The sequence below is a fragment of the Cohaesibacter gelatinilyticus genome, assembly GCF_900215605.1.
Lineage (GTDB): Bacteria > Pseudomonadota > Alphaproteobacteria > Rhizobiales > Cohaesibacteraceae > Cohaesibacter > Cohaesibacter gelatinilyticus.
In genome coordinates, this window is record NZ_OBEL01000002.1 from 735,078 (window position 1) to 758,420 (window position 23,343).

The window sequence follows — 23,343 nt, forward strand, 5'->3', positions numbered from 1 at the left end:
AGATGAGATGAAGACCCGTATCCTGATGGCCGCCCTTGCTGCCTTGCTGATAACAGCTCAGGCCAAGGCAGAGCAAAGCTATTGTCACTTGAGCGGTGATGCCCTGTCCAAAAAATTGCAGGAATTTCTTCCCGGCCAATGGCATGTCCATAACACCTTCGGCACGCTCAGCTTCAATGGCATAACCATGCCGCTCCCAAGTGGCAATGACAGCGTGGCCAATATCACGATTGGCGCTGACGGCCTGCAAATCAACGACTTGCCTGCCGTCGGCCCCTATGATCTGCGGATTATCGAAGATGCCAGATTCACTCTCGACCTTCCCTCTCGCCAGATCATGGAAGACGGCAAAGCCATGTTCGGCGATCAACCAAGCCTTCTGTCAGGAGAGGAAATTCGTGTGCTGGCCTGCGGCGAGAAAACCCCGCAATTGCATGCCAAAGGCAAGTTCAAGGATCCTGAAGGCATGATCGATTTCGATCTCTATCTGTTTGTGGTCAATGAGACCACCATGTATGGCGTGGTGCGCGGCGAGATGAAAAAAATGGGCGGCGTCGCAAAACGCCTCACCCATTTCAGAAAGCTTTAGAGCCCAAGCCAGATATTCCTCAATCACGCGGCGCAATGATCTCATCAAGATAGGCATCAATCGGCATTTCCGCCCATTGTTCGCTATCGGTATGTTTCAGCGCCACAGCCACGCCTTGAACGGCTTTGCTCAACGCAGTGATGGGACCCGCTCCCATTGCCAGACGCCCGATGAACAAGCCAGCCAGCAAATCTCCGGTGCCTGCCGGTCTGACATCCATGCGCTGATTGCTGGCATGCACGCTTCCTTCGCTGTCAGCGTAGATGCTGGCAATCAATTCCTCATTGTCAGGAACAGGCACGCTTGATGCCAGAATGGCCGGGACAGATAGTTTCTCCCGCGCGGCCTGTACCGCCTCAGCATCAGAAATCGCAATCCCGCTCAAGGCTTCCAGCTCGAATGCATTAGGCAACAGACAGTCTGTGAGCGGCAACAAGTCATCACGAAAGATCGTCTGCAATTCTTCTGGCGCAAAGAAACCGAGATCGCTGTCTCCCATCACCGGATCACAGGCATAATAGAGATCGGGATTGATCTGCTTTGCGCGCTCCACAAATCTGGTAACAATCCTGGCCGATTGAGGCGAGCCAAGAAAGCCGCTCAGCACCATCGAGGCCCGCTGCAAAAGCCCGCGCTCCTGCAAGCCAAGCAACAAATCTTCCAGCCAGACCGGCGGCAGCAGATCGCCGCGCATCGTGGCATAATGCGGATGGTTGCTCAAAAGCGCTGTCGGCACCTCGATCAGATCGATACCAAGAGCCCGCATCGGGCGCGCAGCTGCGCTGTTGCCCACATGACCAAGGCAGACCTGACTTTGAATGGAAATGACCAACGGTCGCTGGGCGCGATCAGCTGTTTGCATGTCTTTGTACCTTCCAGATCAGCGAGGATGCTATTTGCCGGTGAGACGTTTGGACCAATCTTCCACCTGCATCGTCTGCAAGCGACGTTCGGCATAGCCACGCCAGCCATCGGGCAGATGCTCCAAGGCCGCCATACCAGCCAGTTCTTCCCTATTCAGCACATCGACATAGAGCGTCTTCCAGAGCCGGTGAAGCGTCCAGTCCGGCGAGATGCGCTCCACCAGCTCCAGCTCTTGTCCCGCTTCGCAATAGCCCTCTTCCAGCACCCGATAATACCAGCCGGTCATGCCACTTTTCTGCACCTGCTTGGCCATGCTCGGGACACCAAAGCGCAGGTTCAGTTTCCAGCAAGGCTGTCGCCCTTGCGAAACTTCAATCAAGGCATCGCCGAAGCGGAAGCGGTCCCCAATCGCAACGCTTTGTTCAGTCAGGCCAGTAGTGGAGATATTCTCGCCAAAGGCTCCGGGTTGGCTGAGCACTGCCTGCTCGCCAATCAGCTCACACCAGCTTTCATAATGCTCGAACGGATAATGATGGACGGCTTTCGCCAACCCGCCATGATGTTTCAGATCCGCCTGCGCATCGGTCTCGAACCCGTCCTTGCGCAGCATCAGCCGCGACATGACAGGGCGTTTGACAATGCCACTTTTCACCTCGTGGCCGGGGATAGCCTGAACGCTTCCGACCAAGAGCTGATCAACCTTTGTCTTCATGAATTGAGCCCTTCCAGCCACGTCTTCAGCATTGCCTGCCCGGCCGCCTTGAGAGCCGGTCCATATTTGATAGCATCATCGCGCAGATCGGACGGGTCAATCCCGGCGCTGGCCAGCTCGGCAGCATGGCCCACAAGCCAGCGTTCCAGCCCGCTTTCAGCATCAGCTTCCGGGTGAAACTGCAAGCCCAGAATATTCGCTCCCATGGAAAAAGCCTGAACAGGGCAGTGTTCCGTTGAAGCCAGTTGCGTGGCCCCATCTGGAAGCAAGATCTGATCCCCATGCCAATGCAGAACCGGGACACCATCCAGCTCCGCCAAAGGGCCCTGTTTGCCCTCATCGCTCAAGGTCAAAGTCGAGAAGCCGATTTCCTTTTCTTCCATCGGCGTGATCTCGCCGCCCAAGGCCGCTGCCATTTGCTGCGCACCAAGGCAGATGCCCAAGGTCGGCTTGTTCGCTTCAAGCCGCGCTTCCAATATATGCTGTTCTTCTTGCAGGAAGGGATAGTCGTCCATCTGATTGACCCCGACCGGTCCACCAAGAATGATCAAAAGCTCTGGAATGCAGGGATCCAGGGTCCAGATCTCATTAACGCCCACATCATAATAATAGATCTTGTAGCCATGATCGCTGAGAACACCTTCAAAGCATCCCAGATCCTCAAAATCCACATGACGGATGACAACAGCCACTTTCAGCATTCGATCTTCCTTAACCCTTCAGAACCGTCTCTTCTGTCCTAATGGCAAGCTTGGCCCGAAGACAGATCCAGTTTCGATATTCTCACGGGGCCAGTTCGGCGCTTTGGCAGGGAAAGCTCTGGGAGCAGGACTGACAGCAGTATTGCGTCAGATTTTCAGGATCAATGCCGACCATGGTGCGCCCCCGTTCTCGCAACAGGCCAAGACTGACCAGCTTGCGAATGGAGCGCGACATGGTTTCCGGAGTCATCCCCAGCTTGAAGGCAACAAGCGCCTTGCTGAAGGGCAACAGAGCCGGACAAAAGCCAGAATGCCCATACGAGCGTTTCTGGGCACCAGCAATCTGACGCAAAAGATAGCAGCCCACCTTCTGCGGCGCATTCAGCAGAATTGACCGCTCCAATTCCTCTTCCATCCGCTGCACATTCTGCGCGACATGGCCAAGAAGAGTCCAGGCATAGGCCGGATCGGCGGCAATGGCCTTTCGAAACAAGTTGGCTGGCACCTGCAGGATCTGCGTTGGCTCCAGGGCTTCGGCATAGCAATCAAAGGGACTGTCCAGCAGAACGGCACTTTCACCAAAGATCTCGCCCTTGCTCAGCAGCTCGACAATCACTTCGCGGCCGTCACGGGTGTTGCGATAGATCTTGATGGATCCTCGTTTGATCATGAAGACCGATTGCGCATCCTCTTCCGGGCAGCAGATCAATTCTCCGCAGACCAGATTGCGTGGCCGCGCCTGTTTCATCAGTTCTGGTGTAAAAATATTGCGCGCCTTCATCGGCAAGGCATTGCCATGCCCAAGCGCCATTGGATCCGGAAGATGTCCCATCTACCCCTCCCAAACAACAGGATCGAAAAAGGCCGGAGAAGCAAAGCCTCCCCGGCCCGTTTGCTGGTACCAAATGGGTAATGGGTTAATTGGCAGCCAGCTTGCGGGGGGCAAAACCTACAGTGCCCCAACGTGGGCGATCATGAGAGAAGATGCCAGCGGGGGATTCCATATCCACTTCCTTGACCTTCTCAAGACTGGTGCTGTCGAAGATGACCAGCTTGTTGCCATTATATCCGGCACTGGCATAGATGAATTTGCCATTGGCCGTATATTCAGGGAAATAGGCATGCCCGCCCACATCCAGCAGCTTGGAAACAGACAGGGTTTCCTTGTCGATCAAGGCGAGTTTGTCCATATCATCACCTTCCACGATATCGACAATCACATAAGGCGCGTTCGGATGGGCCGCAGGGCTCTCGGTCTTGCCGGATACCTTCAGCTGCTTGATCACCTCGAAACTGTCAGCATCAAACAGGGTGACAAACCGATCATCATCACAATGTGCACCAATATTGGTGCCGACGCCGATATTGCGGCCAGCTTTGTTCTTGAAGATCGCACCGGACCCGGTATGCGGTTGGCAACCTGTTGCAATGGCTCCCACCATGCTCTTTGTCTTGAAGTCGATGACACTCAATTTGTTGTCGTCATAGGCAGCGATATACATGTAACGACCATCTTCGGACAAGAAACTGTCATGCAAATGGCGGCCAACATTCTTGATCTTGGTGGTCTCGAAATTCGGGGTGGATGTATCGACAATCCAGACCTGTCCGGTTTGCTCCAGCGAGATCGAAACATAGGGACCGAAATGCGTGGCAGTGATGGAACCGGAATCCCCTTCCACCTGCTTGCCATCCGGATCAACACCTTCCAGCTTGAAATATTTCAAAGGCTCGAGGGTCTTGGCATCCAGCAGCACTGCCGTATTGGGCACGAAGGACCCGGCAACCACATATTTGCCGTCAAAGGTCACGGCAAGGGATGGGCCGGTAAAGCCAACCTGGACGGATCGCACCGCCTGCATGGTGTAAAGATCGATCTTGTAGATCCGCCCACCATCGGTTTTCAGATAGGCCCAGCGCTCGTTGGATGGATCATAATTGACGATATGCGGCGCACGGTCGACGGGCAGCTCTGCAATCTGCTCATTGTTCGCGCCATTGAAGAAGACAACCTTGGAGCCATCGCGTGCATAGGTGCCACGAGCGGTGACAGCCATGATATCGCGCATGGAGCCTATCGCATAGGTAGGGGCATTGGGCAGCTTGCTTTCATCCTGCACATAGACCTTCACGGATTTGCGGATATCATCCATGGTCCATTCAATGTCCCGCACAGGTGTTTTGACGATATAATCGGCAACGGCAAGAATGTCCTCCTTGGACAGCTTTTTGCCCCAGCCCGGCATCAGGGTATCTTCCACCCCGTCCGAGATCAGATCCACCAGATCTGCGCCCTCCACCCCATCATAGCGAGTACTATTCAGGCCGGGAGCGATATAGCCACCCAGATCCATTCCATGACAGGAGGCACAATAGTCTTCATAGACTTGCATGCCTCTGTTTGGCTCGGCGGAAGTGAGTGCAGTCGACATGAGCAACATGCCCATGGCAATGGAGACTTTATGCCCGAAACTGATAATCATGTGTCCGGTCCTTATGTTTGACAACAAAGAATTGAAGCTGGAACTGATCATCTGGCAACAATCGTCTGGTCACTCGATTGCGCGAGAATGAGGAGAAATTCAGCCCCGGCAAACACAGGCTAGGCGTCAAATTCCGGGCGCAATAGAACCGGTTGAAAGGGAGTCGCTAGACCGGAAAGAGCGACAAGGATCGGTGAGGCTTGGCAAGCTCCAAAAGCTAAGAAATTCCCCTGCGACAAGAGGAAGCAAATGCCGGACACGGGCAAAGGTCAGCACAAACCGGCCCGTGCTCTTTTGGAAAACCGGCCTATAATCTGGAGCCTCTATTCGCCAGTTCGGTCCAGTTTTTGGGCAATCTTTTGCAAAATATGAAGCAAGTGATCGATCTCCCGCTCCGATCTGTCGGCAAAGCCCAGACGAAAGCCATCATCTTTTTGAAAGGCAACCGGATAGAAGCTGTCCAGCGGGGGAATTTGCAACCCCAAGAGGGACGCTTCATTCAACCAGCGCCGTGCAGACTGACCAGACTTCAGACGAATCCAGACCGCCAGCCCCCCTTGTGGCCGCTCCACCGAAACAAAGCGTGAGAGCTTTTCCTCGATACCGGCAAGCAGATAATCCAGCCGCTCTTCATACAGCAAGCGGGCCTTGTTGGCATGGCGATAGATGGCTCCCTCTTCAATCAGCGAGGCCATGGCCTTTTCGACCAGATAGTCCCCCTGCCGATCCATGAAACTGCGCGCCCGGGCCATATCCTGCACCCGCGTCGGCGTTGCTACCAGATAGCCAAGCCGAAAGCCGGAAAACAGGATCTTGGAGAAAGAACCGATATGGATGATATTCAGATCATCGTCCTTCTGCGCAATGAGAGGCAGCAAGGGCTGCCCCACATAGCGATATTCATGATCATAATCATCCTCGATGATGAGAAAATCATGAAGTTTTGCCAGCTCCAAAAGTCTGACGCGTCGTTCAGGAGACAGGCTCACCGTCGTCGGAAAATGATGATGCGGCGTCAGATACAGCGCCCGAAAGCAATGACCTGTTTCCAGCATGCTTTGCAAGGCATCAATCGACAGGCCATTCTCATCCACGGGGATACCGACAATCTGGGCACCCGAGGCTTCAAACGCACGCCAAGCCTGACTGTATCCGGGCATCTCCACCGCAATCCGATCACCTGACTTGAAGCATGTCATCGCGCTCAGATAGAGCGCCATCTGACTGCCACGGGTCACAATGATCTCATCGGCGTTCGCCGAAACACCGCGCTCCTGTCGCAAATAATCGCTGATGGCCTCGCGCAAGACCTTCAGGCCACGCGCATCTGCCGATTGTTTGATATGAGCATATTTGAGCGAGGAAACCGCCGAACGAAATCCGTTGGCAAGATCGGCTTGCGGCAACAGGCGCGGGTCTGGATGTCCATCGCTGACAACATCGTCGCTGGTTTCAAACAGAATGCGATCTGCCAGATTGGTCGGGGTAAAACTGGATGTCTCTTTAATCGGGGCCGGACCTTCAGACAGAATGACCGGCAGATCCTTCGCAACAAAGGTACCACTGGAAGGACGCGCCTCCAGCCAGCCCTGCGAAATCAATTCCTGATAGGCAGCATCAATGGTCTTGCGATGCATGTTCAACATCTGCGCCAAAGTTCTGGTGCCGGGCAACTTGTCCTGCGGCTTCAGGCGTCCACGCTTGATGTCATCAATGATCGTGTCGGCCAAATCCAGATATTTGGCGCGCTTGACCGTTCCCTTTTGCTCGAACACGAACAGATTTTTCTTGAAACCAAACTCTGACATGGCATCAAGGATAGCAAAAAGAAGGTCGAAGAAAACAGGCTTGAAAAGCCAATTCTCTCCAATCCACCCAACCCATCACCATATTTCTATCAAGACGAAAGCTGACATGGAGGATTTCGCGCAAGAATACACCCGACCGATCACATCAGGATAGATTTCAGCAGAAAGTCATGCAGAACCTTACTGCCTGATCTGGGCGTTTTCATACCAAGCACCGCACGGGCTCCATAGCCTTCCAGACTGTCGAGAATGATTTCAGCGACTTCACGAGGATCGGTCTGCTCGTGAAAGGTGCCAGCCTTTTGTCCAGCAAACAGCAACCCGGCGAGCGCATCCACCAGTTTCTCATGACTGGCAATGAACAGATCCGAGATTTCCTTGTCGCGGATGGCTTCACCAATGATCTCGAAAAACAACATCACATAATCAGGATCTTCACAAGCCTTGGTAAAGACCTTCAAAAACCGGCGCAACGTCCGTTCAGGATTGCGATAATCCGCCAGCAAGGTGATGAGCTCTTCAACCTCTTCCTCTTCCATGGAAGCGATTTCGATCAGCACCGCTTTCTTGGAAGGAAAATGATTATAGAGATTGCCCAGACTGATCTCTGCACGCCTGGCAATGTCCCGAATGCCGGTCTGATTGTACCCTTTCTCCAGAAAGCATGCCAAAGCCGCATTGATGATATGGGCGCGTCTCGCCTTGATTGCCGTTTTCTTATCCATACAGAATTCATAGAGCGCGTTTCAGAAAAGTTGAAGCCCTTTTGCCCAAGAAAGAGATTGAAACCTAATGTTCCTCAAATTATATAACATGAACAGTCGTTCGTTCAAACAAATGATAAATCATCCTTCTCTGCCATAAATTTGACCAAGTAAGCCTGACAGAGTGCCCTCATTGTTCCTTTCCTGCCGCGAGAGTTTGATGTCTTCAGATCTGGAAACCAAAGCCACGCAATCCCCACTTGTTCCCCGGCTCCTTGCCCTGACCGCTTCCCTCATCGTTCTGGGAGCCGTGGTGATCTATCTGGATTCGGCACAAGACACGATCGATGTGGAAACAGAAGAAAGCATGGTCAACACACTGCCGGTCTCAGTGACGATGGTGACACCGAAACGGCACACGATCCGGGTGGAGGCCTTTGCCTCTGTCACACCCCGTTGGCAGGCAGATATCACCTCCGCCGTTTCTGGCCGGGTGATCGAGGTCTCCATGAAAGCCTTGGCCGGGGAGCGGGTCATTGAAGGCACCAGACTGATCCGCATTGAACCCTCGCGCTATGAAGTGGAACTCACCGCATCGGAGCTGGCAGTCAAACAAGCCGAACTTGCCCTGTGGCAGGCCGAAAATGCCCGCTTGCTGGCAAAAAAGCAATTCCAACGCGATGGTCGCACGCCACCGAATGATCTGGCACTGAAAATTCCACAGTTTGAAATTGCCAAGGCCAGCCTGAGACAAGCCAATGCGCGACTGAATGCTGCCAAACAGCAACTGGCAGACACAATCATAACAGCACCCTTCTCCGGCTTTGTCACCAATCGCACCATCAGCCCGGGCCAATCAGTCAGCGTTGGCGACAAGCTTCTCAAGCTCGTGGATGATAGTGTCTTCGAGTTGGTCATTCAGCTCGGCACCAGAGATTGGGCTTTGCTTGCCCATCCCTTGAAAGGGCAACAGGCCGACATCCTCAATAGTCGCGGCGATGTTGTGGCCCATGCCCGGATTCGCGAAGCCGCTGGCTTTCTGGATGAAAAGACCCGCCAGCACAAAATCTTTCTCACCATCAAGGCAACCGAGAATGCGCATATTCTCTCCGGTGACTTCCTGAAGATCTCTCTGCCCGGTGCTGCTATCGAAAATGCCATTTCCCTGCCGGAAAGCGCCCGTACACAAGAGGGGTATGTCTGGTTTGTGGATGATCAGTCTCGCCTGTACCGCACGTCACCTGAAATTCTGTTCCGCAGCAATGAACAGATCATCATCAAGTCCCCTTCCCTTCCCAAAGGACAGGAAAAAAGTGTGGTGACCACACCTCTCGCTTCATTCCTGCCCGGACAGGAAGTACGCCCTCTTGTCAGCAAGCAGGAAAAATCAGGTGATGGGGAGACAAATTGATGCATAACCTCACCGCCTGGTTCATCCGAAATCCGGTCGCGGCCAATTTGCTGATGGCCTTCATTCTCTTCCTTGGTGCTCTGACGCTTTTTGGTATCCGGATAGAAGGTTTCCCACGCATCCCGCCGGAAAACATAACCATCTCCACCTATTATGATGGCGCAACGGCTGCTCAGGTCGATGAGTTGATAACCCGAAAAATAGAGAAAGCGTTGGAAGGACTGGAAGGCGTCAAAAGCCTCAATTCACAGTCCCACAATGGTGCATCCTCTGTCATCGTGCGCCGCGCCGGTGGACAGGATTTGCAAAAGCTCCTCGACAAGGTGCGCCTGCGTATCGATGGCGTAGTTGATCTGCCAGACAAGGTCAAACGACCGGTGATAGATGCCAGCGGCTATGACTTTCCCGCCCTCTATGTGAACCTGTATGGCCAAACCGATCCGGTTACCTTGCAGTCGCTCTCAAAACGCCTGAAACAGGAATTGCTGTCCGAGCCGGAAATTTCACGTCTGAAGATCTGGGGTCTGCATGAGCAACAGATGCGCATCGAAATCAGGCCTGAAATGCTGCTGAGACATAATCTGACCATTGACGATGTCAGCACACGGATCCGCGCCCAATCACTGAATTTCAAGGCGGGCAAACTGCGCACGGTCGGCGGTAATATCTATCTGCGCACCGACAGCAAAGCTCGATTTTCCGATGATTTTGCCGCAATTCCGATCATCGAACAGGCCTCCGGCACGCTGGTCACACTGAGTGATATTGCCACCATTCACGATGGCTTTACGGAGGGTGACTATCTGTTCCGTTTCAATGGCGCACCAACTTCCGGCATGGAAATTCTGGTTGGTGCAAAAGAGAATCTGTTGACCATATCGGATGTGGTTCACAAGGTGGTCGACAAGTTCGAGACACAATTGCCCACCAATGTGAAGGTGGTCGTCTGGGGCGACAGCTCCAGCTATATTGCTGATCGGCTGGAGCTGCTTGCCGATAACGGCCTTCAGGGCCTGATGCTGGTCGGTATCATTCTGGCACTGTTCCTGAATGTGAAGCTGGCCTTCTGGGTGGCCATGGGCATTCCCGTCTCGGTCCTTGGTGCCATGGCGGTTGCCGGGTCCAAATGGGTGGATTATTCCCTCAATGACATCACCACCTTCGGCCTCATCATCGCCCTTGGCATTCTGGTGGATGATGCGGTGGTGGTTGGTGAAAGCGTCTATGAAGAAAGACGCAAGAACAAGCATCCTGTACTGGGCACGGAAGCTGGCGTCAAACGTGTGGCCGTTGCCACCGTCTTTGGTGTGCTCACGACCATTGCTGCCTTCTCACCCATGCTGATGCTGGACAACCCGCTCGGCAAAGTGCTGGCCAGCTTTTCCGGCATTGTCATCTTCGCTCTGATCTTCTCACTGATCGAAAGCAAATTCATCCTGCCCGCTCATCTGGCGGCATTGGATCTGGACAAGCAAAGTCGCTTCCCACCAGCTGTCCTTTGGCGCAAAATACAGGCCATTGCACAAGATGGTCTGGCCTGGGTGCGTGACAGGCTCTATCAGCCCGTGCTGGGTCTGGCGATCCGCCAGCGCTATGCTTTCCTCATTCTCTTCATTGCTTTCGGATCTCTGGGTCTCGGCCTCATCTATCATGGCAAGATCAAAACCACCTTCTTGCCGGAAGTCCCGGGCCAGATCATCTCCATTGCCATGGAAATGGACAAGCGTGCCCCCTTCAACCTGACCCGCAAGAATCTGGATCAGATCGAAGCCATCGGCAACGCATTGAATAAAGAATTGCAACAGCAGCATGATCTGGCGGAACCGCCCATCCGCGTCGCCTTTGCCATCATTGAAAGTGCCCAGTCAGCCATGATGTTTGCAGAATTGCTGCCCGTCGCCCAACGACCCAATCTGCCCATTCTCGACATTGTGCGAGAGTGGCGAGAACGCACCGGTACGCTGGAAGGTGCCATCAGTTTGCAATTTTCCGGTGCGGAGGAAATGGCAGGTGGCTTTCAGCTGAAACTGCAATCCCGCGATGCCGATCTGTTGGCCCTGGCCAGCAAGGAGATTCGTGATTTCCTTGATGGCATCAAGGGCGTGCACAATATCCGCGATAATATGGCCCCCGGCCAACCGGAGCTGGATATCAAGGTACGTCCAGAAGCGCGCAGTCTGGGCTTTGACAGCCAGACATTGGCCAGCCAGATCGGCTATGCCTATGGCGGCTCGCAAGTCCAAACCATCCAACGCGGCGATAGCGAGGTCAAGGTTTTCGTGCTCAATGATGCCAAGGCCCGCAACGATCTGGACGATCTGATGCATAGTCAACTCCGCAACAAGGATGGGCAATGGGTGCCAATCAGCGCGGTCGCCGAGATCTCCGGCCGGTATGTCTCCAGTTCCATCCAGCGCTCCAATGGCATGCGCATCAACAGCGTGCGTGCAAGCATTGACAAATCAGTGGCATCACCTGAAGAAGTCAGCCAGGCAGTGTTCCAGAGCTTCTGGCCAAAAGTGCAGGCCAAATACCCTTCGGTGGAATTGGTCACTGGCGGTGAGTTGTCCGAGATTGTCGAAATCAAGGGCGGTCTGAAGAAAGCCCTGATCCTGGCCTGTGTGCTGATTTATGTGCTGATGGCGGTGCCGCTGAAATCCTATTGGCAGCCTGTCGTCATTCTCACCATCGTGCCCTTTGGTTTCATCTCTGCCGCCTTTGGCCATCTGATCATGAATCTGCCTCTATCGCTTCTCTCCTTCTTTGGCATGCTGGCACTGACCGGCGTTATCGTCAATGACTGTCTGGTGATGATCACCCGCTACAATCAGGCGCGAGAGGAAGGACTGGATGTGATGACGTGCCTGCATGAAGCAGGTGTTGGGCGTTTTCAGGCCATATTCCTGACCACAGCCACCACGGTCATGGGGCTGATGCCGCTGATGTCGGAGACATCCGAACAGGCTCAATATCTCATCCCGGCGGCGGTGTCGCTTGCCTATGGCGAGATCTTTGGCACCATGCTGACCCTCATTCTGGTGCCTGTATTGTTGGCCATCACCGAAGATGTGAAATCCCTGTTCGGCTTTGACACTCTTCGGTCCGCCCCCACACCAGAGCCAGAACCCCAATCTCACTCTTGAATGCATTTCATAAAGGATATTTGCATGCCATTCCCCCGGCTTATCCCTGCGGCTCTTGCTGCCTCCATGACACTTTGGGCTTCGCCACTTCTGGCGGACGAACCCTTGCGTGTCGAGATCAACAATATCAAATCGAACAAAGGCACCATCTATGTGATGGCCTTCTCCACCAAGGCGGATTTTGAGACCATCAATGAAAAAGCCCTCAAAGGCATTGCCTATACAAAGGCAAGCATGGCCGAAAAGGGTAAGCTCACCCTGCTGGTGAAAGGCGCCAAGCCCGGCTGCTGCGCCCTCGTTGCCTTTCATGATGAAAATGACAACAAGGACATCGATATGATCGCCGGCATTCCGCGCGAGGGCTATGCTTTTTCAAACGGCGAGAAAGACGGCGAACCACCAGCCTTTGACAAAGCAATCGTGAAGGAAAACTCTACCCAAATACCGCTGATCTATTGGTAGGAAGTCCTCGCTACGTCACATGGTCAAGAAAGGTCAAGCAGGCCCTTGACCTCAAGTCGACTTGAAGTTGTAGCTTAACCTCCACTTTTCAAATCCCCGATTGAAATTTGGAGTTTCCTCATGTCGACAGACCTTCTTTTCAACGCCCTCATATTGGGTATTGGTGCAACCATCACCATGGATCTGGTTGCACTGATCCAAAAGCATCTCCTGAAACAACAGGTGCTCGATTATGCAATGGTAGGTCGCTGGATCGGCCATATGCCAAAGGGGTGCTTCACTCATAGCCCCATCATGAAAAGCCAGCCCATTGCCTTTGAAGGCCTCATCGGCTGGGCAATGCATTATCTGATCGGCATTCTTTTCGCCTTCGTCTTTCTATTCATAATGGGCAATGGCTGGCTGCAAAGCCCGATCCTATGGCCAGCCCTCGGCTTTGGCGTGGCAACCGTCATCGCGCCCTATTTCATCATGCAACCCTGCCTTGGCGCAGGCATCGCCGCCAGCAAAACTCCTGCCCCAAACATTGCCCGACTAAAAAGCCTCGTTGCCCATTCCACCTTCGGCATCGGCCTCTGGCTCACGGCTCTTATCCTGCCTTTTTAAGAAAGTTTTCAGAGCGCCCCTTTGGATAAGAAAGGATTGCCGAACAATCAGGGGTAACACCCGGGCGAAAAATGCTCATACTCTGCGCAGGACAAGCAGCCATTCAATCCAGATCAGGATGCGCAGATGTATGAGTTCAGCAAAGACAAGATCCTTTGGAAGGGCAAGACGCTCAAAGGTGCGGATGCATCCAGCTTTGAAAGCCTTTCCCCTACCATCGGACGCGATGCCACATCCATCTATGTCAATGGCAAGATCGCAAAGGTCGATAAGCAAAGCTTTGAAGTGCTTTCAAACAGCTATGCCCGTGATCGGGAGGCCGTCTATCTCATCATGGAAACAAAGCTCAAACCGGTCAAAAACGCCAACCCTGCAACATTTGTTGCGATTGGCGATTGTTTTGGGCGGGATTCAACCTCTGCTTTCTTTCGCACCAGCAAAATGCGTCTGAACAAGGGATGCAATCCTGAAAACCTCAAAAGCCTTGGTCATGTCTATGCAACCGATGGCGTCTCCTTATTCTTTGGAACGGAGCGTCACGCTTGGCCGGATGATCTGGATGCCTCCGGGCCAGAAATAAAGCTCAAATGGTTCTGCGACAATGAGGTCAATCTACCGATTCTGACCCTCACTGATGGCCAGACCTGCTGGGTGGCCATCTATCACAATGGTCAGCGCTGGTGGGAATGCCAGGGAGCCGGTTTTGAGACTCTCGCTCCGCTCGCCTTTGACAATGACAGCACATGGAATGCCTCCTACGTCAGAGATGATAACAATATCTGGTTTTATGGTGCATCAATAGCCGGTGCCAATCCGGCAAAGGTGTACATGTTTGGCCAAGACATGCTCAGCAACGGCAATCAGATCTGGCATGGCGATCGGCTGATTGCACAAAAGGCAAGCGATATTTCTTATATCTGCCACTATTCCACTTACAATCCTGACTATCTCAGCGGCCCATTGGTACATCAGGGTAATCAGCTGGTCGTGCATGATTTGGAAAAAGGCCCTCAGATCCTTGCTCAGACAAGAGGCATGGCAGAACGGCTTGATCAAACATCCTTTGATGAAATCCTGACAAGCAGCTTGCGCGAGATATATTCGACCTTGCTTGCCATCATCTGCCATCTCCCCCCAATCGTGAACACACCCGGCGATATCGGACAAAAGCTGCAGGAAAATCCGCAGCACTATATCAAGCCAGATACCTTGCCGGACTTTCAGGCAAAGCTGCACAGCGATGGCCAGATCGAACTTACCTTGTCTGACGGCACCATCTTGCAACAGCCATTATCCTGCTGGTACACGCTCGGCTGTCATCTTTGCTGTATGGCGCTGAAACGGGAGCCGATGTTCCTACCCTATCCGCCGGTGGGTACCATGCTGCCAAACAGTGTCGATATGCACCTCCTGCTCATGAAACGGCATCGATCGGCCTTCTGGAACTTGACCAGCGCAGCTTTGCGCCATGGCCACGAACAGGAGGCCAGAATTCTGGCCCATTTCTGTTTTTCTCTGGCGCTCGGACACATCCAGCTGGACGCCGAAATGCTGCAGGAACTGGTCGAGATCCCAAGGGAATTGATGAGCAATTTCCAGTATGACATGGCTCATCATGCATTTGAGGTCACGACAAACCTTGCTGTTGGCCGATTGATCCTGAGAGATAGATGGCTTGAAGCAGAAGACTTTCGTGACCGCATTGATGTGATCGACACCTTGCATGGTGCCATTCTGGAAACCGACAAGATCGGGATTTTCTATCAGGAAATCATCCCGCAACTCATGGCCCGATATGGCTGCGAGCCCCTGCCTGCTGTCCGCGAACATCTGGCCATGACATTGGAAGCCGCCCTGATCAGAGGACAGGTAGACGGCGAAGTATCACACAAGTTCCACAATGAAGCCATGCTGCCGATCATCGAATTCTGCATTGCCAATGGCATAAACACGTATTTCAACCGCGCACGACTGGCCGAAACCCTGTGGGCCCTTGACCGCGATATGGAAGCAAATACCATGTCCGAAACACTGATCGCAGACATCGGAGAGGACGCGCATCTGCCCGGTGTATATTGTCACCGCCACATCTACCGCACGCCTCGTCTCTGGTTCTTGCGCGGCAAAACGGACATCGCCTATCGAAAAGCCGATCTCGCAACCCATGAAAAACGCCTTGCCGCCCTTGAAGCAGACTATGACATGCTCATTGCACGCTATGGCGAAAAGTCTAGCCAATGGGACGAGATGAAAGACATCAAAGCTGATATCGGCCGATATAAAGACGCCATCACCTCTGAATAACAGATGTGGCAATGGCCCCTTTCAAATCCAGGGCATATTCCCGACAAGCATGCATTGATCTCGGATAAGAACTTGTTTTAAAAGAATAATTTATGAATTTTCAATGGCCGCATGTTCATTTAAAACGCTCTATCGGCAGGATTCGAAACGGAAGATATTGGGGAGGATCACTTGTTGGTCCTCCTGAGCGGCGCGCTCTACATGCCAGGTGGCTTTGACCTCATAGGCCTCATTCCAGCGATATTTGCTATGGAGCGTCTGGGACAGATGCGTGAAGATATAGAAGCGCTCACCATTGCTGGCTTCCAAAGACTCCACCAGGATATCAATCCCTTCCTCATTGTCCCCCAGAAGCAAACCGCAGATTGGCACACCGTTCGAGCATCCAAACTCGCCCTCGACAGTCCAGATATGGGTCTTGCCCTGCCATTTTTCGAAAATGAACGGACCACTCGTGGAAAATCTGGTGGTCAGACTATAGCCCTCGCTGGCGCTATTCTTCTGCCCGACATAGAGCTCGCCATTCTCGCACGCCAAGACTGACGGAACATAGGAAAACGCCAAAAGGCAACCGGCCAATATCCTGGATTTCATGATGGAAAAGTCCTACTTCAATAAATTCATCGATCTTGTCCATCAGCGTAAAACGACAAACCCAATCCCGCAATGCAAAGAGTGAGGGCGAAAGGTCGCCCCCACTCACGTGCCCCACCACATTGATGAGTTTACGGCCTAGAAGCCTTCAACGACAATCTTGCCTTTGGCCATGCCGGTTTCAATCAGACGGTGGGCCTCTCGCATGTTGCTGGCATTGATTGGTGAGAGCGTCTGCGACAGCGTTGTTCTGATCCGCCCGGCATCAATCTCATCCGCCACATAAGACAGAAGCTTGTGCTGCTCGATCATGTCCGGGGTCTGATGCATGGCGCGGGCAAACATGAATTCCCAATGCACGCTTGCCGATTTCATCTTCATCCCGGCCATCGGCATGGGCAGATCGGTATCATCGATTGTCACGATGCCACCTTGCGGACGGATCAGCTCCACCGCTGCATCCCAATGGCGCATGTCATTGAAAATGGCAACATGGTCGACATGCGCAAAGCCTGCCGCACGGGTCTGGGCCACCATGTCTTCGCGGTGATTGATCACATGATCCGCGCCGAGGCTTTTCACCCAATCAATGGTCTCCTGGCGGGACGCTGTGGCAATGACGCTCAAGCCTGCCTGTTTGGCCAGCTGAATGCCAATGGAGCCAACCCCTCCGCCAGCACCGATGATCAGGATGGATTGCCCGGCATCGGCACCATCGCGATCAATGCCAAGACGATCAAAGAAGGCTTCATAAGCGGTGATGGTGGTCAAAGGCAGAGCGGCAGCCTCCGCATAGCTGAGGCTCTTTGGCTTGTGGCCGACAATGCGCTCATCCACCAGATGAAACTCGGCATTGGTGCCAGAACGGGTGATATCGCCTGCATAATAAACGTCATCGCCCGGCTTGAAGAGCGTGACATCCGCGCCAACCGCCTCGACCACACCAGAGGCATCATAACCAATGATGCGCGGGCTCTCTTCCACCTGATCCTTGGGAGAGCGAACCTTGACGTCGACAGGGTTCACGGCAATGGCTTTGACCGCGACCAGAATATCATGCCCTTCTGGCTTGGGCGTCTCGATTTCCAGATCAAGAAAGGAGGTCTCATCCTCAATCGGCAAATAATGGGTGAAGCCTACGGCTTTCATATTTCTTTCTCCTGGTTTTTAAATTCGACGGTGACAAAGAGCAGCTCGCTCTCACCGATATTGGTCAGGTCATGGACAAAAGCATTGCTCGGACCAAGGTCTGGAAAATCTGCGGTGTCGCCGACCCGATAGCGCACATCAAGAACATGCCCATCATCACGCCGGGAGCGGGCCAACCCGTCCGTCAGCACAGTCCAGAAATAAGGCCGGGCATGGCGATGGGGCGGCAGGCTTTCACCCGGGGCCAGACGCAAATGCCAGATCCGCATGGCTTCTGTTTCCTTGACCAGCTCCGTGCCGATATGATCATCGGCATTGGCGATCTCCTGCGCGCTCAGCGGTCGCATCATGGCGCGGCCTCATAAGTGCTGTAGCCCTCTTCCGCGCCGCCAAACAAAGCATTGCCATCAAACTCAGCGAGCGGCAGATCTTCCTCAAAACGGCGTGGCAAATCCGGGTTGGCAATGAAAGGACGCCCAAAGGCAACGGCATCCACCAGCCCACGCTGCAAAAGCGCATTGGCCTTGTCCGGGCCATAGCCCCCGGCAACAATCAAGCAACCGGAATAGGCCTCGCGCAACTCCTTGCGAAACCAGTCTGGCGTCTCCGGCGCATCATCCCAATCGGCTTCGGCCAGATGGATATAGGCCAGATTGATCTTGTCCAGCTCCTTCGCAAGGCGCAAAATCGTCTGCGGTGCATTCGGATCATCCATGCCCCGCTGGGTGATGAAAGGCGAGAAGCGAATGCCGGTCCGATCCGCTCCCATTTCGCCAGCGACAGCCTGCGCCACCTCGATGGCAAAGCGCAAACGCTTCTCGACCGAGCCACCATAGGCATCCTTGCGATGATTGGAGCTGGAGCGCAAGAATTCATCGATCAGATAGCCATTGGCGGCATGGATCTCGACACCATCAAAACCAGCTTCCCTGGCATTGGCAGCGGCCGTGCGATAATCCTCGATCACCCGAGCAATGTCGTCGCTCTCCAAGGCACGCGGCACCGGGCAGTCCACCATGCCGCCCTCACCACTTTTTGGGTCCACCACCCAGACGCTGGCATCAGGCGCAATGGCCGATGGTGCGACCGGCCTGCCATCTTCATGAAACATGGCGTGGCTCATCCGGCCCACATGCCAGAGCTGCAGCACAATGCGGCCCCCTTTTGCATGCACCGCATCGGTCACCAAACGCCAACCTGCAATCTGCTCCCTGGAATAGATGCCGGGCGTAAAGGAATAGCCTTTGCCTTCCGGCGTAATCTGTGTTGCCTCTGTGATGATCATGCCTGCACTGGCACGCTGGGCATAGTAATGCGCCATCATGGCGTTCGGCACATCACCGGGCTGCGTGGAGCGCGAACGGGTCATTGGTGCCATCACCACCCGGTTGGGCAGATCCATCGCACCAATAGACTGTGGGGTAAAAAGCGGGGATGTCATGGAAAAGTCCTTCAGTTGATCAAAGCGCCACCATCGATGTCGATAACGGCACCGGTGACAAAGGGGGTATCAATTGCAAACAGATAGCCACGGGCGAGTTCTTCCGCAGAGCCGACCTTGCCCGCTGGCAAGGATCGGGCAGCCTTGTCCAACATGCTTGCCCTCGCCTCATCACCCATACCGGCATAGGCTTCGGTATCCGTCAGACCGGGACTGACAACATTGACCCGGATGGGAGCCAGCTCCTTGGCCAATATCTTGGCAACGGCCTCAATTCCGGCATTCATAGCTGTCTTCACATAGGTACCGGGCAGTGTTCGTCGTGACAGAAAACCAGAGGTCAAAGTGAGGGTGCCATGGGGGCGGATATGACGGGAGGCAGCCTTGGCAACCATGACCGAGCCCCAGAATTTGGTATCAAAAGCCTGTCTGGCGGCCTCCAGCGCAACCTCTGCAACCGCTCCGCCAGGTGCTGATGATCCAGCGGTGAAGACAACATGATCCACCGGTCCATGCTGCGCGAAATAAGCCTCAATAGCGGCTTCATCAGTAACATCCAGTCCGGTTGATCGGCTGGCAACCGCAACACTTCCTTCTCGCTCGGACAAGGTTGTTGCCACGGCTTTGCCAATACCGGACGTACCACCAATGACAATGCTTCTGGTTTGGAATGTGAAATTCATGGCAACAGCTCCTTTTCAAGAGACGGACAAATGGATGAGGTGAAAAGCAGATAAAAGACGCAGGAAAGCGCTCTGATTGATCTTCAGATAGCACTTGCATGGATCTCGAATAATTGAGATATTTTCAAAATGATAATTCGGAAGAACCAAATAATTAGATATCCAAATGCTGATAGAAAATCTCAAATTGTTCCTGCGCATTGTCGAAAAGGGCGGCCTCGCCATTGCCGGACGGGAAATGGGCCTGTCGCCAGCCACAGTCACTGAGCGATTGACCGCACTGGAAAACCATTATGGTGCCCGCTTGCTGACCCGCACCACCCGCTCCATCAGCTTGACCGATGAGGGGCAGGAGCTGGTTGCCGGTGCGAGGCGCATCCTTGCCGAGACCGAGGAAATCGAAGCCCGCATCAAGCTCGGTATGGAAAAGCTCTCAGGCACCATTCATCTCAGTGCACCGTTGGATCTGGGCCGCGCGCGCCTTGTACCGCTGCTCGATCTTTTCATGGAAAAGCACCCGCAAGTCTCCATCGATCTCAGCCTCAGCGATGGCTATGTTGATCTTGTCGGGCAGGGCCTCGATCTGGCTTTGCGATTTGGCGAGCTAGCCGACAGCACGATGAAATCTCGAAAACTCGGCTTCAACCGCCGTCTGGTTTGCGCGTCGCCAGACTATCTGAACCGCCATCGCGCACCAGACCATCCAGACGAACTCAGCCAGCATAATTGTCTCGTCATGCGCTTTGGGCAAACGACCGACCATGACTGGTCTTTCGAAATCGATGGCAAACGGCAAAATTACCGGGTGAGCGGCAATCGAATTGCCAATGACGGCGCACTGATCCGTCACTGGTGTCTTGCCGGGCACGGACTGGCGCTGAAATCCGAATGGGACATTGAGGAGGATCTCGCAAAAGGCTCCCTCATCTCTGTGCTGGATGACTTCTCTCCGCCCTTGAGCACCCTTCAGATGATCTATCCGGCTGGGGCCGTGCAGCCACGAAGAATTCGCGCTTTGATCGATTTCCTGGCCGTTGAGATGGCAAAGCAGCATGCAAATCTCATCGCCTGATCCCTTGATGCTCACCTGAGGAAAAAAAGCATTTGACCTCAAGCAAACTTCAGGAATTATGAAGAAAGCCAGACGACAAGAACGACACTTGGTGAAAGGCAAAAGCCCCATGAAACTGGATGCATATCTGCAAAGACTAGGATGGACCGGCACGCCAAAGGCGGATCGTGAGACGCTGACAAACCTGATCCACGCGCATCTGGCAAGCGTTCCCTTTGAAAATCTGAACCAGCAGATGGGCATCCCGGTTTCCATGGATCTGGATCAGATCTATGACAAGGTGGTGCATCAAAAACGGGGCGGATGGTGCTTTGAGCTGAACAGCCTGTTCGCCTGGGCTTTGATGGAAATCGGCTTCACTGTCACCAAACTATCCGCCCGTGTGGGTGAGACCAAACCCGACCCTGATATCCCGGGTAACCATCTTTTGTTGCAAATCGATTGCGAGGAACCCTTGCTGGTGGATGTCGGCTTTGGCGGCGGCATCTATGGCCCGGTTCCCCTGCGCCCTTGCACGCTGGACCATGCGCCTTACACCATTTGCATCTCTCAGGAAGAAGATGGCTATTGGAAATATTCGGAAAGTGCGGACGGTAATGAGGCAAGCTATTGGTTCAAACAAGAGCCCGTCGAGATCTCTCATTTCGAGCCGGAAAATCATCGCCTGCAGACGGATCCAAATGCCTCCTTCATGCGCACATTGACAGCCCAAAGACGCCTCGCCGACCGCCATCTGGTGTTGCGTGGTTTGGTATTGAAGGTGATTGCCAGGACTGGCACCAGCCAGCATATCCTGTCAGACGAACAAGCCTTTGCAAACTGCCTGCGCAATGACTTTCATCTCGACATGCCGGACATCCTGAGTATCTGGCCAAAACTCAAACAACGCCATGAGGAATTGTTTGAAGGATAACTTCCAACCCACTCTTTGAAATCTTCAAATCATCGCTCGATTGGGACATTTCATCAATGCAGGCTCCTCGTCGAACACGCTCACATTCCCCAATCTGTCTTACCATCTTTCCATCGCGATCTAAAAAATTGGCCTGTCGCCCTTGAATTATCCCTAACTAGGGATATATTGCAGATATGACACAACAAAATCACACCAGAGAAAACCAGACACTGGTGCTGGCCTTGTTACGCAGCCAGCAGCTGTTCATGCGTGCAATGGGATCGGTCTTCCGGTCGGCAGGCCTGACGGCATCCCAGTGGGACACATTGGAAACCCTCAGCAACAAGGGGGCATTGTCAATCAACGATCTGATGAGACTGACATTGTCCACGTCCGGAAATCTGGATGTTGTGGTGAAGAACCTGATGCAAGCTGGTCTCGTCGAGAAAACAGTCGACGAGAGAGACAGGCGAGCCCGGGTTCTGCGCCTCACCCAAGCTGGAAACCAGAAAGTGGCAGACTTCATGCCGGTCCATAACCGGGCACTGGAGCAGATATTCGGCGACCTTGGCTTGCAAAGCAAACGCGAGACCATCAGGACACTCAATCAGCTTCGCAAGAAACTGCCGCAACCAAAGAAAGATGCAACATGACAAACAAAACCTATCTGACTGCACATGGCGTCATCTATGCTTTTTTCGCCCTGGCGCTTTTCTTTGCGCCCGGCATCCTTTGGCCAAATTACGGCCTGCAACTGAATGATCAATATGCCGTTTTCCTATCCCAGCATAACTCGATCTTTCTGGGTGGCATCGGCATCATCAGCTTTCTGCATCGCAATGCTGACCATGGCAGCGAAACCGCCAAAATCATCCTGACCGGTCTGATGTGGACCAATATCCTGGGTGTGATCATCACGCTTTATGCAGCTTTGACAGGAATTTTCACCGGTTTTGGCTGGTCCGATCCCATCTTCTTCGCGCTGCTTGCCATTCTGAGTTTTGTGCAATTGCGCAAGAACAACGTTTGATCAATTCAAAGACACATATCAATTCCATTGAAGGAGACCCAATCATGAGCACCATGAAAATCTGGGACCTGCACATGACCTATGACGGCCCCATCACCGATGAATTCATGGCCGGAACAAAACAACTTGCCGAAAGCATTGCCGAAGAACCCGGCATCGTCTGGAAGATCTGGACAGCGGAAGAAGGAACCAATCATTTCGGCTCCACCTATCTTTTTCGCAGCCTCGCACATCTTGAAACCTATAAGGCAATGCATCTGAAACGGCTTCAGGATTTCGGCATCACGGTCACTACGGATCATGTCTTCGACATCATGGAAGATGTCAGCAAGATCAACAATGCCCCGCTTGCCGAATGCGCATGACCAAAGGGTCCTGAGCCACAGCTCAGGACCCATCTATCCATTGCAAAGCAGTTCCATCATCAAGAATGATCCCCAAAGACAAGGCAACTTGTCCAAACCCGATCACAGACTGCCATAGACGGCAATCAGATCGACCTGACTGCTGAAATCTGCGCTGTTATAGAAACAGACCAAGATACCCGCACAAAAAGCAACCCATGTGACGGAGATAGCCTCCTGCACGGCCCTCTGCCCATACATCTTCCTTTCTTTTGCTGACCAGATCGTTGCTATAATCGCACTTTACATATCCGTGTTGGTGTTTATGCAATATACCGACAAGCCACA

24 protein-coding genes and 1 pseudogene are annotated in these 23,343 nt (G+C 53.4%); 12 read left to right on the forward strand and 13 right to left on the reverse strand.

The features are described from left to right. The first annotated feature begins 7 nt into the window (after positions 1-7). Positions 8-589, forward strand: a complete 582-nt coding sequence (locus tag CRO57_RS13695) for a hypothetical protein (RefSeq protein ID WP_097153990.1) — start codon at positions 8-10, stop codon at positions 587-589. 19 nt (positions 590-608) lie between these two features. On the opposite strand, the gene pdxY is transcribed toward CRO57_RS13695, so the two are convergent. The 7 genes from pdxY to CRO57_RS13730 form a co-directional block, all read right to left on the reverse strand. Beyond that, positions 609-1,451 carry a pyridoxal kinase gene (pdxY, locus tag CRO57_RS13700; protein WP_097153991.1) on the reverse strand — a complete coding sequence of 281 codons (843 nt, stop codon included), beginning with the start codon at positions 1,449-1,451 and terminating at the stop codon, positions 609-611. 30 nt (positions 1,452-1,481) lie between these two features. After that, positions 1,482-2,165: an MOSC domain-containing protein gene (locus CRO57_RS13705; protein WP_097153992.1), complete on the reverse strand. Its 684-nt coding sequence runs from the start codon at positions 2,163-2,165 to the stop codon at positions 1,482-1,484. After that, a complete protein-coding gene (locus tag CRO57_RS13710) occupies positions 2,162-2,866 on the reverse strand; it encodes a glutamine amidotransferase (RefSeq protein WP_097153993.1) in 705 nt (234 codons plus the stop codon). Before CRO57_RS13710 ends, CRO57_RS13705 begins: the two co-directional genes overlap by 4 nt. Positions 2,867-2,948: 82 nt before the next feature. Continuing rightward, positions 2,949-3,698 (reverse strand): Crp/Fnr family transcriptional regulator, encoded by a 750-nt coding sequence (locus CRO57_RS13715; RefSeq protein WP_097153994.1) that lies wholly within the window; start codon positions 3,696-3,698, stop codon positions 2,949-2,951. An 85-nt stretch (positions 3,699-3,783) separates the two neighbouring features. Next, a complete protein-coding gene (locus tag CRO57_RS13720; RefSeq protein WP_210200869.1) occupies positions 3,784-5,349 on the reverse strand; it encodes a nitrite reductase in 1,566 nt (521 codons plus the stop codon). A 323-nt stretch (positions 5,350-5,672) separates the two neighbouring features. Then, a complete protein-coding gene (gene pdxR / locus CRO57_RS13725; protein ID WP_097153995.1) occupies positions 5,673-7,157 on the reverse strand; it encodes a MocR-like pyridoxine biosynthesis transcription factor PdxR in 1,485 nt (494 codons plus the stop codon). A 140-nt stretch (positions 7,158-7,297) separates the two neighbouring features. Then, on the reverse strand, positions 7,298-7,882 hold the full coding sequence (locus tag CRO57_RS13730; protein WP_097153996.1) for a TetR/AcrR family transcriptional regulator: 585 nt from the start codon (positions 7,880-7,882) through the stop codon (positions 7,298-7,300). A gap of 199 nt (positions 7,883-8,081) precedes the next feature. On the opposite strand from CRO57_RS13730, the gene CRO57_RS13735 reads away from it, so the two are divergent. The 5 genes from CRO57_RS13735 to CRO57_RS13755 all read left to right on the forward strand — a co-directional run bounded on the left by CRO57_RS13735 (position 8,082) and on the right by CRO57_RS13755 (position 15,787). Beyond that, a complete protein-coding gene (locus CRO57_RS13735) occupies positions 8,082-9,272 on the forward strand; it encodes an efflux RND transporter periplasmic adaptor subunit (RefSeq protein WP_097153997.1) in 1,191 nt (396 codons plus the stop codon). Continuing rightward, positions 9,272-12,415 carry an efflux RND transporter permease subunit gene (locus tag CRO57_RS13740; protein ID WP_097153998.1) on the forward strand — a complete coding sequence of 1,048 codons (3,144 nt, stop codon included), beginning with the start codon at positions 9,272-9,274 and terminating at the stop codon, positions 12,413-12,415. The genes CRO57_RS13735 and CRO57_RS13740 overlap by 1 nt, the downstream gene beginning before the upstream one ends. A gap of 24 nt (positions 12,416-12,439) precedes the next feature. Then, the gene (locus CRO57_RS13745) at positions 12,440-12,877 is read left to right on the forward strand and encodes a DUF2141 domain-containing protein (RefSeq protein ID WP_170956099.1); all 438 of its coding nucleotides are present in this window, start codon (positions 12,440-12,442) and stop codon (positions 12,875-12,877) included. Positions 12,878-12,997: 120 nt separating this feature from the next. Further along, the gene (locus tag CRO57_RS13750) at positions 12,998-13,483 is read left to right on the forward strand and encodes a DUF2938 domain-containing protein (RefSeq protein ID WP_097154000.1); all 486 of its coding nucleotides are present in this window, start codon (positions 12,998-13,000) and stop codon (positions 13,481-13,483) included. 126 nt (positions 13,484-13,609) lie between these two features. Next, positions 13,610-15,787 carry a DKNYY domain-containing protein gene (locus CRO57_RS13755; protein WP_097154001.1) on the forward strand — a complete coding sequence of 726 codons (2,178 nt, stop codon included), beginning with the start codon at positions 13,610-13,612 and terminating at the stop codon, positions 15,785-15,787. 129 nt (positions 15,788-15,916) lie between these two features. On the opposite strand, the gene CRO57_RS13760 is transcribed toward CRO57_RS13755, so the two are convergent. From CRO57_RS13760 to CRO57_RS13780, 5 genes are all read right to left on the reverse strand, one after another. Beyond that, positions 15,917-16,381, reverse strand: a complete 465-nt coding sequence (locus CRO57_RS13760; RefSeq protein WP_097154002.1) for a hypothetical protein — start codon at positions 16,379-16,381, stop codon at positions 15,917-15,919. Between the two features lie 138 nt (positions 16,382-16,519). Then, positions 16,520-17,530, reverse strand: a complete 1,011-nt coding sequence (locus CRO57_RS13765) for a zinc-binding alcohol dehydrogenase family protein (RefSeq protein WP_097154003.1) — start codon at positions 17,528-17,530, stop codon at positions 16,520-16,522. Next, positions 17,527-17,880, reverse strand: a complete 354-nt coding sequence (locus CRO57_RS13770) for a cupin domain-containing protein (RefSeq protein ID WP_097154004.1) — start codon at positions 17,878-17,880, stop codon at positions 17,527-17,529. The genes CRO57_RS13765 and CRO57_RS13770 overlap by 4 nt, the downstream gene beginning before the upstream one ends. Then, positions 17,877-18,971 (reverse strand): alkene reductase, encoded by a 1,095-nt coding sequence (locus CRO57_RS13775; protein WP_097154005.1) that lies wholly within the window; start codon positions 18,969-18,971, stop codon positions 17,877-17,879. Before CRO57_RS13775 ends, CRO57_RS13770 begins: the two co-directional genes overlap by 4 nt. 11 nt (positions 18,972-18,982) lie before the next feature. Then, the gene (locus CRO57_RS13780) at positions 18,983-19,654 is read right to left on the reverse strand and encodes an SDR family oxidoreductase (RefSeq protein ID WP_097154006.1); all 672 of its coding nucleotides are present in this window, start codon (positions 19,652-19,654) and stop codon (positions 18,983-18,985) included. Positions 19,655-19,711: 57 nt separating this feature from the next. Between CRO57_RS13780 and CRO57_RS25390 the strand changes: the two are divergent. From CRO57_RS25390 to CRO57_RS13805, 6 genes and pseudogenes are all read left to right on the forward strand, one after another. Then, positions 19,712-19,771, forward strand: a pseudogene (locus CRO57_RS25390) (hypothetical protein); the annotation flags it as partial. Positions 19,772-19,820: 49 nt separating this feature from the next. After that, on the forward strand, positions 19,821-20,726 hold the full coding sequence (locus CRO57_RS13785) for a LysR family transcriptional regulator (RefSeq protein ID WP_097154007.1): 906 nt from the start codon (positions 19,821-19,823) through the stop codon (positions 20,724-20,726). A gap of 109 nt (positions 20,727-20,835) precedes the next feature. Continuing rightward, on the forward strand, positions 20,836-21,639 hold the full coding sequence (locus tag CRO57_RS13790) for an arylamine N-acetyltransferase family protein (RefSeq protein WP_170956100.1): 804 nt from the start codon (positions 20,836-20,838) through the stop codon (positions 21,637-21,639). Positions 21,640-21,815: 176 nt separating this feature from the next. After that, positions 21,816-22,274: a MarR family winged helix-turn-helix transcriptional regulator gene (locus tag CRO57_RS13795; protein ID WP_097154009.1), complete on the forward strand. Its 459-nt coding sequence runs from the start codon at positions 21,816-21,818 to the stop codon at positions 22,272-22,274. Continuing rightward, entirely contained in the window at positions 22,271-22,651 is a 381-nt protein-coding gene (locus CRO57_RS13800) for a hypothetical protein (RefSeq protein WP_097154010.1), read from the forward strand. The genes CRO57_RS13795 and CRO57_RS13800 overlap by 4 nt, the downstream gene beginning before the upstream one ends. Before the next feature lie 44 nt (positions 22,652-22,695). Beyond that, on the forward strand, positions 22,696-23,016 hold the full coding sequence (locus tag CRO57_RS13805) for a monooxygenase (protein ID WP_097154084.1): 321 nt from the start codon (positions 22,696-22,698) through the stop codon (positions 23,014-23,016). 102 nt (positions 23,017-23,118) lie between these two features. Here the strand turns inward: CRO57_RS13805 and CRO57_RS24790 are convergent, their stop codons facing one another. Further along, on the reverse strand, positions 23,119-23,256 hold the full coding sequence (locus CRO57_RS24790; protein ID WP_170956101.1) for a hypothetical protein: 138 nt from the start codon (positions 23,254-23,256) through the stop codon (positions 23,119-23,121). Positions 23,257-23,343: the final 87 nt, after the last annotated feature.